This window comes from Pseudomonas sp. NPDC087185 (assembly GCF_044744955.1).
Classification (GTDB): domain Bacteria; phylum Pseudomonadota; class Gammaproteobacteria; order Pseudomonadales; family Pseudomonadaceae; genus Aquipseudomonas.
Window position 1 is genome coordinate 471,812 of the sequence record NZ_JBIUZK010000006.1, and the last position, 17,162, is coordinate 488,973.

19 protein-coding genes are annotated in these 17,162 nt (G+C 62.0%); 12 read left to right on the top strand and 7 right to left on the bottom strand.

Annotated features, from left to right (window positions below):
• Window positions 1–60: 60 nt before the first annotated feature.
• Entirely contained in the window at window positions 61–957 is an 897-nt protein-coding gene (locus tag ACIPIJ_RS22385; protein ID WP_401080601.1) for a LysR family transcriptional regulator, read from the bottom strand.
• 60 nt (window positions 958–1,017) lie between these two features.
• Window positions 1,018–1,608, bottom strand: a complete 591-nt coding sequence (locus tag ACIPIJ_RS22390; RefSeq protein ID WP_401080603.1) for an NAD(P)H-dependent oxidoreductase — start codon at window positions 1,606–1,608, stop codon at window positions 1,018–1,020.
• 165 nt (window positions 1,609–1,773) lie between these two features.
• On the opposite strand from ACIPIJ_RS22390, the gene ACIPIJ_RS22395 reads away from it, so the two are divergent.
• Entirely contained in the window at window positions 1,774–2,088 is a 315-nt protein-coding gene (locus tag ACIPIJ_RS22395) for a putative quinol monooxygenase (protein WP_401080605.1), read from the top strand.
• Here ACIPIJ_RS22395 and ACIPIJ_RS22400 read toward each other — a convergent pair.
• Window positions 2,078–2,842, bottom strand: coding sequence for a sulfite exporter TauE/SafE family protein (locus ACIPIJ_RS22400; protein ID WP_401080607.1), 765 nt, complete (start codon window positions 2,840–2,842; stop codon window positions 2,078–2,080). The two genes, ACIPIJ_RS22395 and ACIPIJ_RS22400, sit on opposite strands and share 11 nt — an antisense overlap.
• A gap of 78 nt (window positions 2,843–2,920) precedes the next feature.
• Here ACIPIJ_RS22400 and ACIPIJ_RS22405 point away from each other — a divergent pair, with 78 nt between their 5' ends.
• From ACIPIJ_RS22405 to ACIPIJ_RS22435, 7 genes are all read left to right on the top strand, one after another.
• Entirely contained in the window at window positions 2,921–3,808 is an 888-nt protein-coding gene (locus ACIPIJ_RS22405; protein ID WP_401080609.1) for a LysR family transcriptional regulator, read from the top strand.
• A gap of 172 nt (window positions 3,809–3,980) precedes the next feature.
• Complete coding sequence (locus ACIPIJ_RS22410; protein WP_401080611.1) at window positions 3,981–4,586, top strand: CDP-alcohol phosphatidyltransferase family protein; 606 nt, start codon at window positions 3,981–3,983, stop codon at window positions 4,584–4,586.
• Between the two features lie 30 nt (window positions 4,587–4,616).
• A complete protein-coding gene (locus ACIPIJ_RS22415; protein WP_401080613.1) occupies window positions 4,617–6,374 on the top strand; it encodes a bifunctional alpha/beta hydrolase/class I SAM-dependent methyltransferase in 1,758 nt (585 codons plus the stop codon).
• Window positions 6,371–7,720, top strand: coding sequence for a phosphatase PAP2/dual specificity phosphatase family protein (locus ACIPIJ_RS22420; RefSeq protein WP_401080615.1), 1,350 nt, complete (start codon window positions 6,371–6,373; stop codon window positions 7,718–7,720). Before ACIPIJ_RS22415 ends, ACIPIJ_RS22420 begins: the two co-directional genes overlap by 4 nt.
• Window positions 7,717–8,148, top strand: coding sequence for a hypothetical protein (locus ACIPIJ_RS22425; RefSeq protein WP_401080617.1), 432 nt, complete (start codon window positions 7,717–7,719; stop codon window positions 8,146–8,148). The genes ACIPIJ_RS22420 and ACIPIJ_RS22425 overlap by 4 nt, the downstream gene beginning before the upstream one ends.
• A gap of 10 nt (window positions 8,149–8,158) precedes the next feature.
• Window positions 8,159–8,782, top strand: coding sequence for a lysophospholipid acyltransferase family protein (locus tag ACIPIJ_RS22430; RefSeq protein ID WP_401080619.1), 624 nt, complete (start codon window positions 8,159–8,161; stop codon window positions 8,780–8,782).
• 1 nt (window position 8,783) lies between these two features.
• On the top strand, window positions 8,784–9,716 hold the full coding sequence (locus tag ACIPIJ_RS22435; protein WP_401080621.1) for a phosphatidate cytidylyltransferase: 933 nt from the start codon (window positions 8,784–8,786) through the stop codon (window positions 9,714–9,716).
• 34 nt (window positions 9,717–9,750) lie between these two features.
• Here the strand turns inward: ACIPIJ_RS22435 and ACIPIJ_RS22440 are convergent, their stop codons facing one another.
• Entirely contained in the window at window positions 9,751–10,158 is a 408-nt protein-coding gene (locus ACIPIJ_RS22440; protein WP_401080623.1) for a type II toxin-antitoxin system HicB family antitoxin, read from the bottom strand.
• 292 nt (window positions 10,159–10,450) lie between these two features.
• Between ACIPIJ_RS22440 and ACIPIJ_RS22445 the strand changes: the two genes are divergently transcribed.
• The 3 genes from ACIPIJ_RS22445 (at window position 10,451) to ACIPIJ_RS22455 (ending at window position 12,567) form a co-directional block, all read left to right on the top strand.
• A complete protein-coding gene (locus ACIPIJ_RS22445; protein ID WP_003258412.1) occupies window positions 10,451–10,795 on the top strand; it encodes a cupin domain-containing protein in 345 nt (114 codons plus the stop codon).
• Between the two features lie 295 nt (window positions 10,796–11,090).
• Window positions 11,091–11,579, top strand: a complete 489-nt coding sequence (locus ACIPIJ_RS22450; RefSeq protein WP_401080624.1) for an Hcp family type VI secretion system effector — start codon at window positions 11,091–11,093, stop codon at window positions 11,577–11,579.
• A 10-nt stretch (window positions 11,580–11,589) separates the two neighbouring features.
• Window positions 11,590–12,567, top strand: coding sequence for a hypothetical protein (locus ACIPIJ_RS22455; protein WP_401080626.1), 978 nt, complete (start codon window positions 11,590–11,592; stop codon window positions 12,565–12,567).
• A 483-nt stretch (window positions 12,568–13,050) separates the two neighbouring features.
• Here ACIPIJ_RS22455 and mmsB read toward each other — a convergent pair whose 3' ends face one another.
• Window positions 13,051–13,938, bottom strand: coding sequence for a 3-hydroxyisobutyrate dehydrogenase (gene mmsB, locus ACIPIJ_RS22460; protein ID WP_401080628.1), 888 nt, complete (start codon window positions 13,936–13,938; stop codon window positions 13,051–13,053).
• A 10-nt stretch (window positions 13,939–13,948) separates the two neighbouring features.
• Window positions 13,949–15,475 carry a CoA-acylating methylmalonate-semialdehyde dehydrogenase gene (locus ACIPIJ_RS22465; protein ID WP_401080631.1) on the bottom strand — a complete coding sequence of 509 codons (1,527 nt, stop codon included), beginning with the start codon at window positions 15,473–15,475 and terminating at the stop codon, window positions 13,949–13,951.
• 132 nt (window positions 15,476–15,607) lie between these two features.
• Between ACIPIJ_RS22465 and ACIPIJ_RS22470 the strand changes: the two genes are divergently transcribed.
• The gene (locus ACIPIJ_RS22470) at window positions 15,608–16,558 is read left to right on the top strand and encodes a LysR family transcriptional regulator (RefSeq protein ID WP_401080633.1); all 951 of its coding nucleotides are present in this window, start codon (window positions 15,608–15,610) and stop codon (window positions 16,556–16,558) included.
• A gap of 112 nt (window positions 16,559–16,670) precedes the next feature.
• On the opposite strand, the gene ACIPIJ_RS22475 is transcribed toward ACIPIJ_RS22470, so the two are convergent.
• Entirely contained in the window at window positions 16,671–17,162 is a 492-nt protein-coding gene (locus tag ACIPIJ_RS22475) for an OmpA family protein (RefSeq protein WP_401080636.1), read from the bottom strand.

A 17,162-nucleotide genomic window follows, 5' to 3' on the forward strand; every position in this document is an offset into this window, starting at 1 on the left:
GTGCAATCCGGCGCAGGAAGTTTCGCCGCCCTTGGGCAGGATTTGTCGCGTTCAGGCAACTCAGCAGGCGTACATCGCCAGCTTCTGCTGGATGAAATCGAGGAAGCACTGGATGCGCAGGGCCAGCTGCGTGTTGCGGTAGTAGACGGCGTGGATCGGCTGGCGGTAACCGTTGTTGGCGTCGCGCAACAGCACCTGCAGCCGGCCGGCGCGGATGTCTTCGTGGGTCATGAAGTGCGACAGGCTGACGATGCCCTCCCCGGCCAGGGCCAGTTGGCGCAGGGTTTCGCCGCTGGAGGCGATCAGCGCCGGGCGAATCGGCCAACGGTCGCCCTGGGCGTGGCGCAGCGGCCACTGGTTGAGGGATTCGGGCTGGCTGAAGCCGAGCAGGCAGTGGTTGTTGAGGTCTTCGACGTGCTGGGGTGTGCCGTGCTGCGCCAGGTAGGCCGGGCTGGCCAGTACCTGCACCGGGCTGCAACCCAGCGAGCGGGCATGCAGGCTGGAGTCGGCCAGCTCACCGATGCGGATCGCCACGTCGGTGCTTTGTTCCAGCAGGTCGATGATCAGGTCGTCGGTGTTCAGTTCCAGCTCGATACCAGGGTACTGGCGGCGGAACTCGCCGATCCACGGCAGGATGGCATGCAGCATGAACGGCGCGGCGGCATTGATGCGCAGGCGCCCGGCGGCGCTCTGGTGGTGCATCGACAGGCGCTCTTCCATGTCGTCCATCTGCTCCAGCACCAGGCGCGAGCGTTCGAGGAAGAAACGCCCCTCTTCGGTCAGGTCCATACGCCTGGTGGTGCGGTTGACCAGGGTGGTGCCAAGCTTGGCCTCCAGGCGCGATAGGGTGCGGCTTACCGCCGACGGGGTCTGGCCCACCTGCTCGGCGGCGGCAGAGATCGAGCCGCAGTCGATCACGGCGACGAATACCTGGAGTTCTTCGGATCGGGTTTTCACGGCGGCGCCTGTGTCTGCTGTTCGCGGTGATTGATAGCCGCTTGCTGACGGCAAGTCCAGTTATTCGGCCTTGCCGAACACCTGGTCCAGGTGCGCTTCATAGGCGGCCAAGGCTGCCGGCACATCCGGGCGCTTCATCACGTCCACTGCGAGGTAGGTCGGCAGGCCGGTCATGCCGAGGAACTGGTTGGCTTTGTGGAACGGGAAGTACACCGCGTCCACGCCTTTGCCTTCGAAGAAATCGCTTGGGTCGTCGAAGGCCTGCTGCGGGGCATTCCAGGTCAGCGACAGCATGTACTGCTTACCCTGCACCAGCCCGCCACTGCCGTACTTCTGCGAGGCATCCGAGCGGGTGCGGCCGTCGTTGGCGTAGAGGCTGCCGTGGCCGGCAGTGAAGACCTCGTCGATGTATTTCTTCACGGTCCAGGGCGCGCCCATCCACCAACCCGGCATCTGGTAGATCACCACATCGGCCCAGAGGAATTTTTCCACTTCCGCCTGCACGTCGTACCCCCCGTCGATGAAGGTCTGTTGCACATCGAAGCCTGCGCGGTCGAGATGGGCCAGGGCGGCGTCGTGCAGGGTCTGGTTGAGGCGGCCTTCGGAGTGAGCGAACTGTTTACCGCCGTTGAGCAGAAGAATCTTTTTCATGCTGGGCCTCAATGGGTCGAGTCAAATGGAATGACCGGCAGATTAGAGGCTCGCTTGCGCAGGAAACAGCAGGCGTGGGTCAAAATACAATTGCTTTGAAGTCACGAATTCCAAAGCCATTATTGCCTTAGAATCGTTTCATCATTCAACAGCGAGTAGCGATCCATGAGCGAGCAACACGCCTTCATCCTCAAGGCCAAGACCCGTCCGGAAATGGCCGATGCCTTTGAAACCCTGTTCCGTGCCTATGTCGAACCCAGCCGCCAGGAACCCGGCTGCATCGAATACCACATGCTGCGCGACAAGGCTGACCCGAGCCTGTTCGTGTTCTTCGAGGTGTGGGCCGACAAGGCCGCACTGGATGTGCACTCGGCCCTGCCGCACATGGTCGAGTTTTTCGAAAAACGCATGGACTACCTGGAACGCGACTTCGATATCCAGGCCATCGACATGCTCAGCGCTTCTTCCGCTAGCCGTTGATCAGCAGATGGCCGCCCAGCACGGCCAGGCCAATGAAGAAACAACGCTTGAACAACGCCGCGCTGATGCGCTGGCGCAACCACTGGCCCGCCAGCATGCCCAGCAGTGCTGGCGCCAGCAGCAGCAATGACGCACCCAGCGCCTGGCCACCCAGGGCATCCTGCCCGGCCAGGCCGAGGGCCAGCGCCACGGTCGAGACGGTAAACGACAGGCCCAGCGCCTGGATCATTTCGTCGCGGCTCAGGCCCAGGCTCTGCAAGTAAGGCACGGCCGGCATCACGAATACACCCGTGGCGGCGGTTACAATGCCGGTCACCAGCCCACACAACGGCCCCAGCCACCCTTCCCTGCTCGGCGCCAGCCGCAAGCCAGGCCCGATCAGCCCATAGGCGGCATACACCAGCAGCGCCGCGCCCAACGCGTGCACCGCCCAGGGGCCGCTGTCGATGCCCAGCCAGGCACTGCCGGCCAAGGTGCCAACGAAGATCGCCACCAGCATCGGCCCAAGCCGCCGCAGCAGCGCCAGCAGATGGCCGCCAGCGGCGAGCTGCCAAAGGTTGGTGAGCGTCGAGGGGACGATCAGCAACGCTGCAGCCTGCGCCGGGGGCATAGCCAGGCCCAGCAGGCCCATGGCGATAGTCGGCAGGCCAAGGCCGATCACGCCTTTAACCGTGCCAGCCAGCACGAAAGTGGCCACCACCAGGAGTGTCAGCGCCGGGCCAATGTTGTGGTAGAACGCGAGAAAGGTATCCATGGCCACCATCATGGCGTGCATCGGGCGGGCTGAAAATCTGCCTTATACTCAGCCTGACTCTTGCCAGGACAGAGGCTGATGCACTTCGACCTGATAGACCTCGCGCTTTTCCAGCACACCCTGGAGTGCGGCAACATCACTGCTGGCGCGCAGCGCAGCCACCTGTCACTGCCGGCGGCCAGTGCACGGATCCGGGCCATGGAAGCGTCGTTGGGCACTGCATTGCTGGAACGCAACCGCCGTGGCGTGCAGCCTACGCCCGCGGGCCAGGCACTGCTCCAACATGCCCGGCTGATCGGCCAGCAGGTCGAGCGCCTGCAATTCGACCTGGCCCAGTACGCCCAGGGGCAGCAAGGCCAGGTACGGCTGCTGTGCAACACGGCGGCGCTCACCGAATACCTGCCGGAACTGCTGGCAGGGTATCTGGCCGACCACCCTGGCATCAGTGTCGACGTGCAGGAATTGCCGAGTTTGAGGATCGTGCAGTCGATCACCCAAGGCATGGCTGACCTGGGCATCATCTCCACTGCTGCGCCCAGTGCGCACCTGCAGACCCTGCCGTTTCGCGACGACCCGCTGGTGCTGATCACGCCGCTGGGGCATCCGCTCAGCTCGGAGCCCGCGCCCAGCTTTGTCGACAGCCTTGCCCACGGCCATGTCGGGCTCGGAGCGAACAGTGCGCTGGCGCTGTACCTGGAGGAACAGACGCTGCGCGAGGGCCGGCGCATGCGCGTGAGGGTGCGCGCCGAAGGCTTTGACGGGGTGATCCGCATGGTCGCGGGTGGCGCCGGGGTTGGCGTGGTGCCGCTGGCGGCGGTGAAGCGCTGGGAAGGCGTGTTGCCGCTGCATTGGGTGGCGTTGCGCGAGGACTGGGCCAACCGCCGATTACTGCTGTGCGCGCGGGATTTGGCGGGGTTGCCAGGGTACGCCGCAGGGTTGGTCGAACGATTGCAAGCCGATGCCTGACACGGCCCTGTGCAGGAGCGGGTTTAATCGCGAACCAGAGCGAAGCCCTGGCCTGGCACCGCGTTGAATGCTTCGCGGGAAAAACCGCTCCCACAGGGATTGCGCTGCCCTTGCGTGGCAGGGGCTGTACGCCCACAATCCCCCGTCGCCGCACCATGAAAGGGAGTTCAACGTGCCATCGATCTACCAGCTCAAACCCCGCTTCCAGGCCCTGCTGCGCCCCGGGGTCGAGCGCCTGCACGCCCGTGGCGTCACCGCCAACCAGGTCACCGTCAGCGCCGCCGTGGTCTCGTTGTTGCTGGGCCTGCTGCTGGCCGGGCTCAGCCACATCACCTGGCTGTTCATCCTCATCCCGGTGTGGATGCTGTTGCGCATGGCACTGAACGCCGTCGACGGCATGCTCGCCCGGGAATTCGGCCAGCAATCCACACTCGGCGCCTACCTCAACGAGCTGTGCGACGTGATCGCCGATGCCGCGCTGTACCTGCCATTCGCCCTGCTCGCTGGAGTGTGGCCCAGCCTGGTGGTGCTGGTGGTGCTAAGCGCGACCTTCAGCGAATACGCCGGGGTGATGGGCCCGCTGGCCGGCGCCTCGCGGCGCTACGACGGGCCGATGGGCAAGAGCGACCGCGCCTTCGCCTTCGGCGTACTCGGCACGGGCGTGGCCTTCGGCCTGCTGACTGCGCCCTGGATCAATGGCCTGCTGCTGGTCATCTTCGCGCTCTCGCTCTATACCCTCTACAACCGGGTTCGCCAGGGGTTGCTGGAGACCCGCTGAGCCCATCGCCGCCGGACAAGGATTTTCGCCATGCGCCAAGCGCAATCACTGCATTTCTCTACCCATGACGGTGTCGAGCTGCACTACCGTCACTGGCCCGCCACGCGCACCCAGCACCAGCCGCGCCGGGCTGTGGTGATGTTCCACCGTGGCCATGAACATGGCGGGCGCATGGCCCACCTGGCCGACGAACTGGACATGCCGGGCTACGACTTCTTCGCCTGGGACGCCCGCGGCCACGGCAAGTCGCCAGGTGCGCGCGGTGATAGCCCAAGCTTCGCTACCAGCGTGCGTGATGTGCAGACCTTCATCGAGCATATCCAGGCTCAGCATGGCTTGGCCGAGCAGGACCTTGTGGTGCTGGCGCAAAGTGTCGGCGCGGTGCTGATCGCCACCTGGGCCCATGATTACGCGCCCAAGGTGCGCTGCCTGGTGCTCGCCTCGCCCGCGTTCAAGGTCAAGCTGTACGTGCCCTTCGCCCGCCCAGGCCTGAAGCTGCTCAAGGCCGTGCGCGGCAATTTCTTCGTCAACAGCTACGTCAAGCCGCGCCTGCTCACCCACGACCCCGAGCGGGTCATGTCGTACGTGTCCGACCCGCTGATCAGCCGGCCGATTTCGGTGACCATGCTGCTTGGCCTGTACGAGGCCGCCGACCGTGTGGTGGCCGATGCGCAAGCCATCCAGGTGCCGACGCAGATGCTGGTTTCCGGCGCTGACCTGGTGGTCGAGCGCAAACCGCAGGAGCGTTTTTTCGAGCGCCTTGGCAGCGCGCGCAAGGAGCTGCACGTTTTGCCGGGGTTCTTCCACGACACACTCGGCGAGCGTGAGCGCGGGCATGCCTTGAAGCGTATCGAACGCTTTGTCGAGCACTGCTTCGAAAGCCCCGCTCCGCGACCTTCGCTGCTCGATGCCGACAAGGTCGGCGCCAGCTGCGCCGAGGCCGAGAGCCTGGCTGCGCCCTTGCCGCGCTACTCGCCACGCGACCTCTACTGGCGTGCGACCCGCGCCGGCCTGCGCCTGGGCAAAGGGCTGGCCGACGGCGTGAAGCTGGGCTTCGACACCGGTTTCGACTCCGGCAGCACCCTGGACTACGTCTACCGCAACCAGCCTACAGGCAAGGGCAAGCTGGGGCGGATGATTGACCAGAACTACCTCGACGCCATCGGCTGGCGTGGCATTCGCCAGCGCAAGCTGAACGTCGAGGAGCTGCTGCGCCTGGCCATCGCCCGGCTGCGCGACCAACAACGTCCGGTGCATATCGTCGACATCGCCGCCGGCCATGGCCGTTACATCCTTGAGGCGTTGCAGGAACTGGAGCAACTGCCCGATTCAATCCTGTTGCGCGACTACAGCGAGCTGAACGTGCAGCAAGGCAGTGCGCTGATCGCCGAAAAGGGCCTGGCTGAAATCGCCCGTTTCATCCAAGGCGATGCGTTCGACCGCGAAAGCCTCGCCGCACTTGAGCCGCGCCCTACCCTTGCGGTGGTGTCCGGCCTGTATGAACTGTTCCCTAGCAACACGCTGGTCAGCAACTCGCTGGCGGGCCTGGCCGAGGCCGTGGAGGATGGCGGTTACCTGGTGTACACCGGCCAGCCCTGGCACCCGCAACTGGAGATGATCGCCCGCGCCCTGACCAGCCACCGCGGCGGTGAGGCCTGGGTGATGCGCCGGCGCAGCCAGGCCGAGATGGACCAGCTGGTCGAGGCGGCGGGCTTTCGCAAGCTGGCCCAGCGCATCGATGAATGGGGCATTTTCAGCGTCAGCCTGGCGCAACGAGTGCGAGAATGAACCCACCCCGTGAGCCGGGCCTGATCCGCCGGGGCGTGCTCTGGTTATTGATGCTGGGCCCGTTCTTCTTTCTCAGCTACGGCCTGGTGAACAACTACACCGCTGGCCGCGATGACATCGGCAGCCTGGTCTTCGGCTGGGAACAGCACACGCCGCTGTGGCCGTGGACGATCATCCCGTACTGGTCGATCGACCTGCTGTATGGGTTGTCCTTCCTGTTGCCACGTACGCGTCGGGAAATGGACCGGCATGCCCTGGCACTGCTGAGCGCACAACTGATCAGCGTGAGCTGCTTCCTGCTCTGGCCGCTGCGTTTCACCTTCGAGCGGCCAGGGCTGGATGGCGTGTTCGGCTGGTTGTTCGATGTACTGATGGGCTTCGATAAGCCGTACAACCAGGCGCCGTCGCTGCATATCGCGCTGCTGGTGATCATCTGGACGATGTTTGCCCGCCATGTGCAACGGCAACCCTGGCGATGGGTGATGCATGGCTGGATGGCGTTGATCGGTATCTCGGTGCTGACGACCTGGCAGCACCATTTCATCGACTTGCCTGCCGGGGCGTTGGCGGGGTTTGTGTGTGTCTGGTTGTGGCCGCGTGAAGGCCTGCTGCCTTTGCAGGGTGCGCGCCTGGCGCGCGTTGCCAAGCGTTGGCGGCTGGCAGCCTGGTATGGGCTGGGGGCAGGTTTGTGCGCGGTGTTGGCGGCCAAGCTCGGCGGCGCGTGGCTGTGGCTGGCATGGCCTGCGGTGTCTTTGTTCATGGTCGCGCTTAACTATGGTGTGCTCGGTGCGGGTGGGTTTCAGAAAGGTAGCGACGGCCGGCTTTCGAATGCCGCCTGCTGGCTGTTGGCGCCTTACCTGATCGCGGCCTGGATCAACTCCAGATTCTGGACCTGGCGGCACCCACAGCCAGATGAAGTATGTGACGGGGTGTTCCTCGGGCGCATTCCGGGGCGCGGCGAGGGCACGTCCTTTGCTGCCATCGTCGACCTCTGCGCTGAACTGCCCTTTATTGCCTGTACCACCGCTATCGCTGGCAAGCCGGCGATGAGGCCAGCGCAGTCAGCCTACCGATCATTGCCCACTCTGGATCTAATAGCGGCCGATGCCAATCTGCTGCAACAAGCCGCCGACGCCATCGAGCACCTGCGCACTCAAGGGCCCCTGCTGGTCTGCTGCGCGCTGGGTTATTCGCGCAGCGCCAGCGCAGTGGCCGCCTGGCTGTTGCTCAGCGGCCGCTGCAGCGATGCAGCCCAGGCCGAGGCCCTGATCCGCCAGGCACGCCCCGGTATCGTCCTGCACCCAGCGCATCGCCAGGTGCTGCAACACCTGGGAGCCCACGGATGAACCTGCACCTGGTCGCCAGCCTGCTCGGCCGTGGCGCGCAACTGGAGCGCCTGTCGGATGGCATCACCCTGCTCGCCCTGGCCTACGGCCTGGCACCTTTGCTCGGTACGCCGCTGCAGCCGCTGGCCAGCGTGCTATGCGTTGTTTTGCTGGTACTCGGCCTGCTGCACAAGTACTGGGCGATCCGCGTGGCACTGGATGCAGAGCTGTTTGCCAGGCTGAGCGCCAGCACTGACCTGCCTGCGGCTACCCAGGCCCTGGACCGCGCCCTGTTCGACCTGCGGCTCAAGCCGCAAGCCGTCGACGCCCGCGACTGGCCCAGCCGCAGCCAGGCCGCGCTGGCCCTGTTACGGCGCCAGGCCGTGTGCCTGGCCCTGCAACTGTTACTGACCTTGACTACCCTGCTCACACTCCCCTTCACCGGATAACCACCGCGCCATGCTCGCCGCCCTGACCGCCTTCGTCATTACCTCCGCCGCCCGCCTGATCACCGGCGCCCGCGCCCTTTGGCTCGGCTGCACACCGCTGCCGGTGCAACGGCTGTACTTCGCCAACCACAGCAGCCACGGCGACTTCGTGCTGCTCTGGGCCTCGCTGCCAGCGCCCCTGCGTGAACGCACGCGTCCCGTGGCCGGGGCCGACTACTGGGCCAAGCCTGGCATTCGTGATTTCCTGATCCGCAAGGTGTTCAACGGCGTGCTGATTGACCGCCAGCGCAGCGAAGGCCAGGGCAGCCCACTGCAGCCGATCCTGGAAGCGGTGGCCCAGGGTGATTCGCTGATCTTCTTCCCCGAAGGCACGCGCAACCTCAGTGACGAGCCGCTGATGCCCTTCAGAAGCGGCCTTTACCACCTGGCGGCGGCCAACCCCGGGGTCGAACTGGTGCCGGTGTGGATTGCCAACCTCAACCGGGTCATGCCCAAGGGCCGCGCCCTGCCCTTGCCGTTGCTGTGCACGCTAAGCTTCGGCGAACCCATCCACCTGCATGCAGATGAGAGCAAGCAGGCGTTTCTCGAGCGGGCCAGCCAGGCCTTGCTGAACCTGGCCCCTAAGGAAGCCTGACATGGACGACAACACCCTTTCGCTGTTCGCCGGCATCGGCGCCCTGTTGCTGCTCGCCAGCGTGATCGGCCGCCTGCTCAAGTGGCGCGCCGGCCCGGCGCCGCACGCGGTCATCGATAACCTCAATGCCCGCATCAACGCCTGGTGGGTGATGGTGCTGGTGATCGGCATCGCCTTCGTGTTCGGCAAGTACGGCGTCATCGTGCTGTTCTACGGCGTGTCGTTCTACGCCCTGCGCGAGTTCATGACGCTCACCCCGACCCGGCGCGGCGACTACCCGGCACTGGTGGCGGCCTTCTACGTGGCGCTGCCGGTGCAGTATTTGCTGATCGCCATGGACTGGTACGGCATGTTCAGCATCTTCATCCCGGTGTACCTGTTCCTGCTGTTGCCGATCCTGGCCAGCTTTGGCGGCGATACCACGCGCTTTCTCGAACGCGCATCGAAGGTGCAATGGGGCTTGATGATCGCGGTGTATTGCGTGTCGGCGGTGCCGGCGCTGCTGACCCTGGACATCCCAGGCTTCGAGGGCCGCAACCTGCTGCTGATCGCCTGGCTAATCCTGGTGGTGCAGATCAGCGATGTGCTGCAGTACGTGTGCGGCAAGCTGTTTGGCAAACGCAAGGTGGCGCCCAACCTGTCACCCTCGAAAACCCTCGAAGGCCTGGTCGGCGGTGTGGCCCTGGCCACATTGGTCGGCGCCCTGCTGTGCTGGATCACCCCGTTCAGCTTCTGGCAGGCAGCACTGATGGCGCTGACCGTGAATGCCATGGGCTTCTTCGGCGGGCTGGTGATGTCGGCGATCAAGCGCGACCGCGGTGTGAAGGACTGGGGACACATGATCGAAGGCCACGGCGGCATGCTCGACCGGATGGATTCGGTGTGTTTTGCGGCGCCGGTGTTTTTCCACTTCGTGCGGTATTGGTGGGCTTGAATAATGAAGCTGCCATTTCAGGCAGTACCTTGGTTCAGTGCGCGATCGCCAACTCTCGCAACGCTGCCGAAGCCAGAAACCCTGACCGCGATGCGTACCGATGATCGCGCTTCACTTTCTCATCGATCCGCTGCAGCAGATTTTCCGGCAGCGTTGCGTTGAAGCGCACCGCTTTGCCCAGATACGGAGTTACATCGAAGTCCACTACGGCCCAAACTCCGCCTTGGTAATCGGGATTGGCCACGTGAACATCGACATCTTGCGCCTGCGGTAGCGCCTCGTTATCAGCGACCAAGCCCTCAAAATGCAAGGCCAAAGCTTCCTGAACATTTTCCAACGCTTGAGACACGCTCGTCCCCGCGGAAAAGCAACCGGGGACATCAGGAACGGTCACGCCGTAATCCGAATCGGCGTTCTTATGCAACACGATGGGAAATTTCATTGCGCGTCACCACTTAAGTTCGAGCGGTTGAAGCTACTAGGCTGCTTCAACTGGATCAGAACAAAGAGCAGTACACACTATGCACAAGCAAGGCGACCAGCGGACGGGGCGGGCGCTCAAGTAGGCACAATCCAATTGCCATGCAGGATTTAGCAGCCGCCTGGTTGCCGTGGAGTCAAACTACGTTCGCCCATAGCGCAGTCAGGCACCTGGACGTCGAGCCCAGGCAACTGCGGCGCGGCCGATGGCCCTATGGTGTCGAGTCATTCAGCCAGTCACCAGGAGTTGTGCCATGTCCGATTTCATCACCGTCCTGCGCGAGACCTGCCCGACGCCGGTCGTGGACGCCACCAAGTGGAAGCGCATCGGCGGCGACCCGCACACCGTCAACCTCAACGCCTACCTGTCGGCCGACGGCAGCAAGATCATGGGCACCTGGATCTGCACACCTGGCAAGTTCGAGGTCAATTACGAGAAGTGGGAGTTCTGCCACTTCCTCGACGGCTACTGCATCATCACCCCGGAAGGTGAAGAGCCGAAGCACCTGAAGGCGGGTGATGTGTTCGTGATCGAACCGGGGATGAAAGGCACGTGGGAAGTGGTTGAGACTGTACGTAAATATTTCGTCTTTGCCTGAACTGTAACTGCAATCCGGTAATGTCCCTGTGGGAAACTTGAAACGTCCCACAGGGCATTCCCAAACATTCTGCCTGAAAATTCAGTGAACAAATAAAATCTTGTAACATTCTTGACCATAGCTACATCTTCTTACATTCACCATCAGTCCTATCCCTATCTCTGTAGTCCTTTTCCGAAATACATCCCCGCTCCCCATAAAGTATTGCCCTCGCATGCTCGCAAGCCTAGGCTTCTCCTCTCGGCCAAGTCGCCGGGAACCATTACCCATTTAAAATTTCCAGGGAGAGGGACGCATGGCTTTCGACGCATACATTCATGTCGACGGTATTCCAGGTGAAGCACTGGACGAAAAATACAACAAATGGATTGAAGTACTTGGGTACGACTTCGGGGTCACTCAAAGTATATCCGCCACTGCCAGCTCCGCCGGTGGCGCAACCTCTGGCCGCACCTCCGTGACCAACTTCACCTTCAGGAAATACCTCGACAGTGCCAGCTGCAAACTGATGGAGGTTAGTTGTACCGGGCAACACCTCAAGGAAGTGAAACTGGCGCTCTGTCGCGCCGGGGGCGACAAACTGAAATATTACGAGATCATTCTCGAAGAAGTGATCATCGCCGAGTATTCGCAAAGCGTTGACACGGGCGTACCGCTGGAAGTGGTGCAGCTCAATTACGGCCGCATCAAGACTACCTACACACTCCAGCGGCGCCTTGATGGCGGCAGCAGTGGCAATATCGCTGGAGGCTGGGACCGTATCGCTAACAAAAAGTACGCGTGAGGGCACTGCCATGTCCGAAGCCCGCACATTTCTCAACCTGAAATTGCAGAACTATCACCGGCTTAAAACTGATCTCGGATTGACAGGTCATTCGCTGGAAAAGTTTGATGCCCTGAACGCCCACATTGCAAATACGGTGGTCCGTAGCGGTGAGCTGGTCATCATCGGCGACCCCACCACTGCCTCCTGCACCAGCCAGGAGGCCTGGATGATGAAACAGGCCGCAGTTGTGCACATGGGACTGATGCGCAACGGTCAGGGTGTGGATAACTTTTTCCTGGATAACTTCGAGGCCCTGAAAAGCCTCATTGCCCATGCGTCCATTGGGGCTGGAACGGTCAGTGAAGGTTGGAGCAAACACCTGAAGGCTATCGAGGCCACCTTGATAGATATTGAGAAGCTGCATCAGCAGCATCTCGGGTCAGGGGCCATGGCGGCTCGCGATCAGTTCTATGCAAAGCGTTCGGCCTTGTTCATGAAATTGGATGAGCAGTTGAACAAGCTGGCCGCTTACGGTTCAGGTCTAAGGAACAAAAGCTCGATCAAAAGGACGTTGGGAATATCCACCAAGAGATATTTACATACAGGCGAAATTGCAGGATATGCCAACAAGGTCTCTGGCGTAGCGAAGGCTGCTAACCTGATCAAGAAAGGAACGTATGTAGGGATTGCGTTAGACGTCGCTGCTACGGGCCTAGAGATACATAAAGCCTGTACGCTTGGACGCGAGGAAGAATGCAAAAAGGCGCATTATGTCGAGATCAGTTCCTTAACTTTTGGTTTAGGAGGTACGGCTGCTGGGGCCGCCGCTGGTAAGCTTATTCTTGGTGCAGCTTGCAGCGTGGTTTTTGGCGTACCAACAGGTGGAACCGGAGCACTCGCTTGCGGAATATTCGGCGGTACAGCGGGGGGAATGGCAGGCGGCGAATTGGGAAGCAAAATAGGAGCCAAAGCGGGAGAGCTTCTATATGAGGCTGTAACAAAGTGAAATTCATACACCTAGCTTTTTTAGTTTGCGCCATGACAGTCACGGCTTTAATCTTCTTGAGTTTTTCAATAACGCTGTACATAGCGCATCGCAAAATTGATTATATTGAAGGCTTTTTATTAAACTGCAACGTAATAAACGGCGAAAAAAAATTATGGCTACATGCCGGACTTCTGGGGAAATTTCTTCGTCTTTCAAATATCTCGTTTATCCTGCTCACCCCAAAAATTTACGTGCGCAAAAACCTCATTGACATCAAGGAAATAAATAGTCTACCCACAAAAATCAAGAAGCTTCTCATCATCTTAGGCGCTGCGAATTTAATATTAACCATTGCATTTTTTGGATTAGGCATATTCATGTATTACTTACCCTCCTCGCCTATATAATGCTCAAAAAACATCGCGGGCCGGACACCCTTCCCTCTGGTGCGCAGTTACAGAGGGAAGGCCGCCCGGCCCGCGATGAAGTCCACCTCGCTCGTCAATCCTTCTTGCGGTACCCCTCGACGATCGCCGAGAAATCTTTGCCCCCCTCACCGCGCAGGCTCATCGCCTGATACAGCTGCTGGGCCACGGCCCCGAGAATAACTGGCTGATGCGCCTGGCGCGCAGCCTCGGTGGCCAGCCCCAAATCCTTGAGCATCAGTTCGGCGCCGAAACCGCCGGTGTAGCCACGTGAAGCAGGCGCGGTTTCGATGATGCCCGGCCAAGGGTTGTAGGTATCGGAACTCCAGCAACGGCCGGTGGAGCTGTTGATGATGCCGGCCAGTACCTTGGTGTCGATGCCGAGCGCGTTGCCAAGCGCCATGGCTTCGGATACGCCGATCATCGAGATGCCCAGCAGCAAGTTGTTGCAGATTTTGGCAATCTGCCCGGTACCGACCTCGCCACAGTGCACGATATTGCGGCCCATCTTTTCCAGGACGGGCTTGAGCGTGGCAAACAGCTCGGCACTGGCGCCGACCATGAAGGTCAGCGTACCGGCCGCCGCCCCGCCGGTGCCGCCGGAAACCGGTGCATCGCCCATATCGACGCCCTTGGCCGCAGCGGCCTTGGACACCTCGCGGGCGGTCTGCGGGTCGATGGTGCTGCAGTCCACGGTCGGCGTGCCCGGGCGCACGCCCGCCAGTACACCGTCTTCGTTCAGATAGACGCTGCGCACATGGGCTGCGGCCGGCAGCATGGTGATCACCAGGTCACTGCTGGCCGCCGCTTCCTTGGGCGAAGCACTGACCTGCCCGCCCAGTTCGGCGAGCTCGGCCAGTACGGTCTTGTTCAGGTCGAACAGGTTCAGCTGGTGCCCGGCCTTGATCAGGTTTCGGGCCATGGGCGCGCCCATGTTGCCCAGGCCGATGAATGCGATACGCATGGCGATCTCCTTAGCGCAGGCTGATGGTGGTGTTCACACCGTCATTGACGCTGTCGTCATCGAACCAGCGGGCGGTGACGGTCTTGGTCTGCGTGTAGAACTGCACCACCTGCTTGCCGTAGGGGCCGAGGTCGCCGAGCTTGGAGCCACGCGAACCTGTGAAGCTGAAGAACGGCACCGGTACCGGGATTGGGATGTTGATACCGACCTGGCCGATGTCGATTTCGCTCTGGAACTTGCGCGCCGCCGCGCCGCTCTGGGTGAACAGGCCGGTGCCGTTGCCGAACGGGTTGGCGTTGACCAGGGCGATGGCTTCATCGAGGGTGTCGACTTCCAGGGTCACCAGTACCGGGCCGAAGATTTCCTGGGTGTAGACCTGCATATCGGTTTTCACACCGGAGAACAGGGTCGGGCCGACGAAGTTGCCTTGCTCGTAGCCCGGCACTTTCACGTCGCGGCCGTCGAGCTCGAGTTTGGCGCCTTCCTTGATACCGCTTTCGATCAAGCCGAGCACGCGCTCCTTGGCGCGTTTGGAGACGACCGGGCCAACATCGGTACCCGGTTCGCTACCGGCATTGACCTTGAGCTTGCTTGCCGCCTCCTTGATATCTGGCAGCCACTCGCGCGCCTTGCCCACCAGCACCGCCACTGAGGTGGCCATGCAACGCTGGCCAGCGGCGCCAAAAGCTGCACCGACCAGGGCGTTGATAGTCTGCGTGCGGTTGGCATCGGGCAGCACCACGGCGTGGTTTTTTGCGCCCATCATCGATTGCACGCGCTTGCCGTGCTGGCTGCCCAAGTTGTACACGTGGGTGCCCACTTCGGTGGAGCCGACGAAGGAAATTGCCTTGATGTCCTGGTGCGTGCAGATCGCATCCACCACCTGCTTGCCGCCGTGCACCACGTTGAGCACGCCAGCCGGCACACCGGCTTCCAGCGCCAGCTCGACCAGCATCATGGTCGACAGCGGGTCCTGTTCGGACGGCTTGAGCACGAAGGTGTTGCCGCAGACGATGGCCATCGGGAACATCCACAGCGGGATCATCGCCGGGAAGTTGAACGGGGTGATGCCGGCGCACACGCCGATAGGCTGGCGCAAGGTGTAGGTGTCGACACCGCCAGCGACGTTTTCGGCGAACTCGCCCATCTGCAGGGTGCCGATGGACGCGGCATGCTCAACCACTTCCAGGCCGCGGAAGATGTCACCTTCGGCATCGGCGATGGTCTTGCCCTGTTCGGCGCTAAGGGTAACGGCAATGCGTTTGCTGTGCTCGCGGATCAGCGCCTGCAGCTTGAGCATGATGCGCATGCGTGCGCCGATCGGGGTGTCGCGCCAGGTCTTGAAGGCGCGCTCAGCGGCGGCCACGGCGGCATTCACTTCTTCGACGGTGGCGAAGGGTACCCGCGCCAAGACTTCCTGGGTGGCCGGGTTGACGATGTCGCGCCATTCGGTGGTGTTCGACTCGACCCACTGGCCGTCGATCAGCAGCTTGACCTGCGCGACCTTGGTCTGGCCGGGGGATTGGGGTGCGTTCATCTGCGTTCTCCTTGGAATTATTGTCAGGACGAGATCGCCAGCGCCGTGCAAACGCGAGGTGGCGTCGTGGGGCTTTTTTCGAGTATAGATGTGCAAACATCCAACAAGAACGCACAAAAAAACCGGATCAACATGCAAAAAGACCTGACCTCACTCAGTTCGCTGAACTGGGACGATTTGAAGTTCTTCCTCGAAGTGGCGCGCACCCGCAAGGCCAGCAGCGCCGCCAAACGCCTGAGCGTCGACTACACCACGGTGTCGCGGCGCATCACGTCGCTGGAGGGCGCGCTGGGCACGTTGCTGTTCGAAAAGTCGCGGACCAATGGCTTTGTGCTGACCGCCGAGGGCCAGCGTTTGCTCGGTTATGCGGAGTCGATTGAAAGCACGCTGCACATGGCCTGCGAGCAGGTCTCCGGTTCCGGCGTGGCGCTGTCGGGGCATGTGCGCATGGGCTGCACCGAGGGCTTTGGCAGCTTCTTCGTCACCCCACAGCTGAGCCATTTTGTCGATGCCTACCCGGCCATTTCAGTGGATATCCTGCCGCTGCCACACTTCATCAGCCTGTCCAAGCGCGAGGCGGATATCGTCATCGCCCTGGAGCGGCCGGAGCATGGGCCTTATGTATGCTGCAAGCTGTGCGACTACCGGCTGCGCCTGTATGCGACCCAGGATTACCTGGACAACCATGCGCCGATCGACCAGGTCAGCGACCTGGTGGGCCATCCGTTCATCAGCTATGTGGATGACCTGGCGTTCAGCTCCGAACTGCTGTACCTGGCCAACCTGATTCCCAATGCCAGTGCGCACTTGCGCAGTACCAGCGTGATTGCCCAGTTCACAGCGGCGCTGCAGGGGCGTGGGCTGGCGATTCTGCCGTGCTTTTTGGCGGCGCAGGATCCGCGGTTGGTCACGGTGCTGCCTGAAGAGATCGAGGTGACGCGGCAGTTCTGGATGTACTGCCGGGAGGACTTGCGCAAGTTGAAGCGAATTACCTTGTTATGGGATTACATCCGCGGTGTGACGGAGGCGAATGCGCCGTTGTTGATGGGCGAGACGCGCGAGATGAGGTTCGCTCAAGGGTGATGGGGGCTGCTTTGCAACCCATTCGCGGGGCAAGCCCGCTCCCACAAATACTTCATTGCCCCCAAGATCAGTTGAGTATTTGGACTGCCCCGCGAAGGGTACAGCGCGAATTTCAGTAGGACGCCACCACAATCGACACCCGCCGATTCTCGGTGCGCCCGCCGCTGGTGCGGTTATCCGCCACCGGTTGGCTGCTGCCCAGGCCGCGGGTATGGATATTCTGCGCCGGCATGCCGATGCCGATCAGGGTCTTGGCCACGCTCTGCGCGCGACGTTCGGACAGCTGCTGGTTGTACGCCGCCTTGCCCGAGGCATCGGCATGGCCGTCCACCCGCACGCCCTGGATACCCACACCGAGCAACGCCTTGCCAATACGCTCGACAATCGCCTGGCTCGCGCCATTGAGGCTGTCCAGGTCACTGCCGAACAGCACCTTGCCCGACAGGTCGAAGGCCCAACCCTCGTCGGTGGGGGCAAAGCCTTCGCGCTTGAGCACGGCGACCTGTTCGGCCGTCAGCCCTTTTTGCGGTGTGCTCTGGCAGCCGGTCAGCGCCAGCAAGGCCAGCAGCAGGGCGACGAAGGGAAAACGCAAACGCTGTATCAC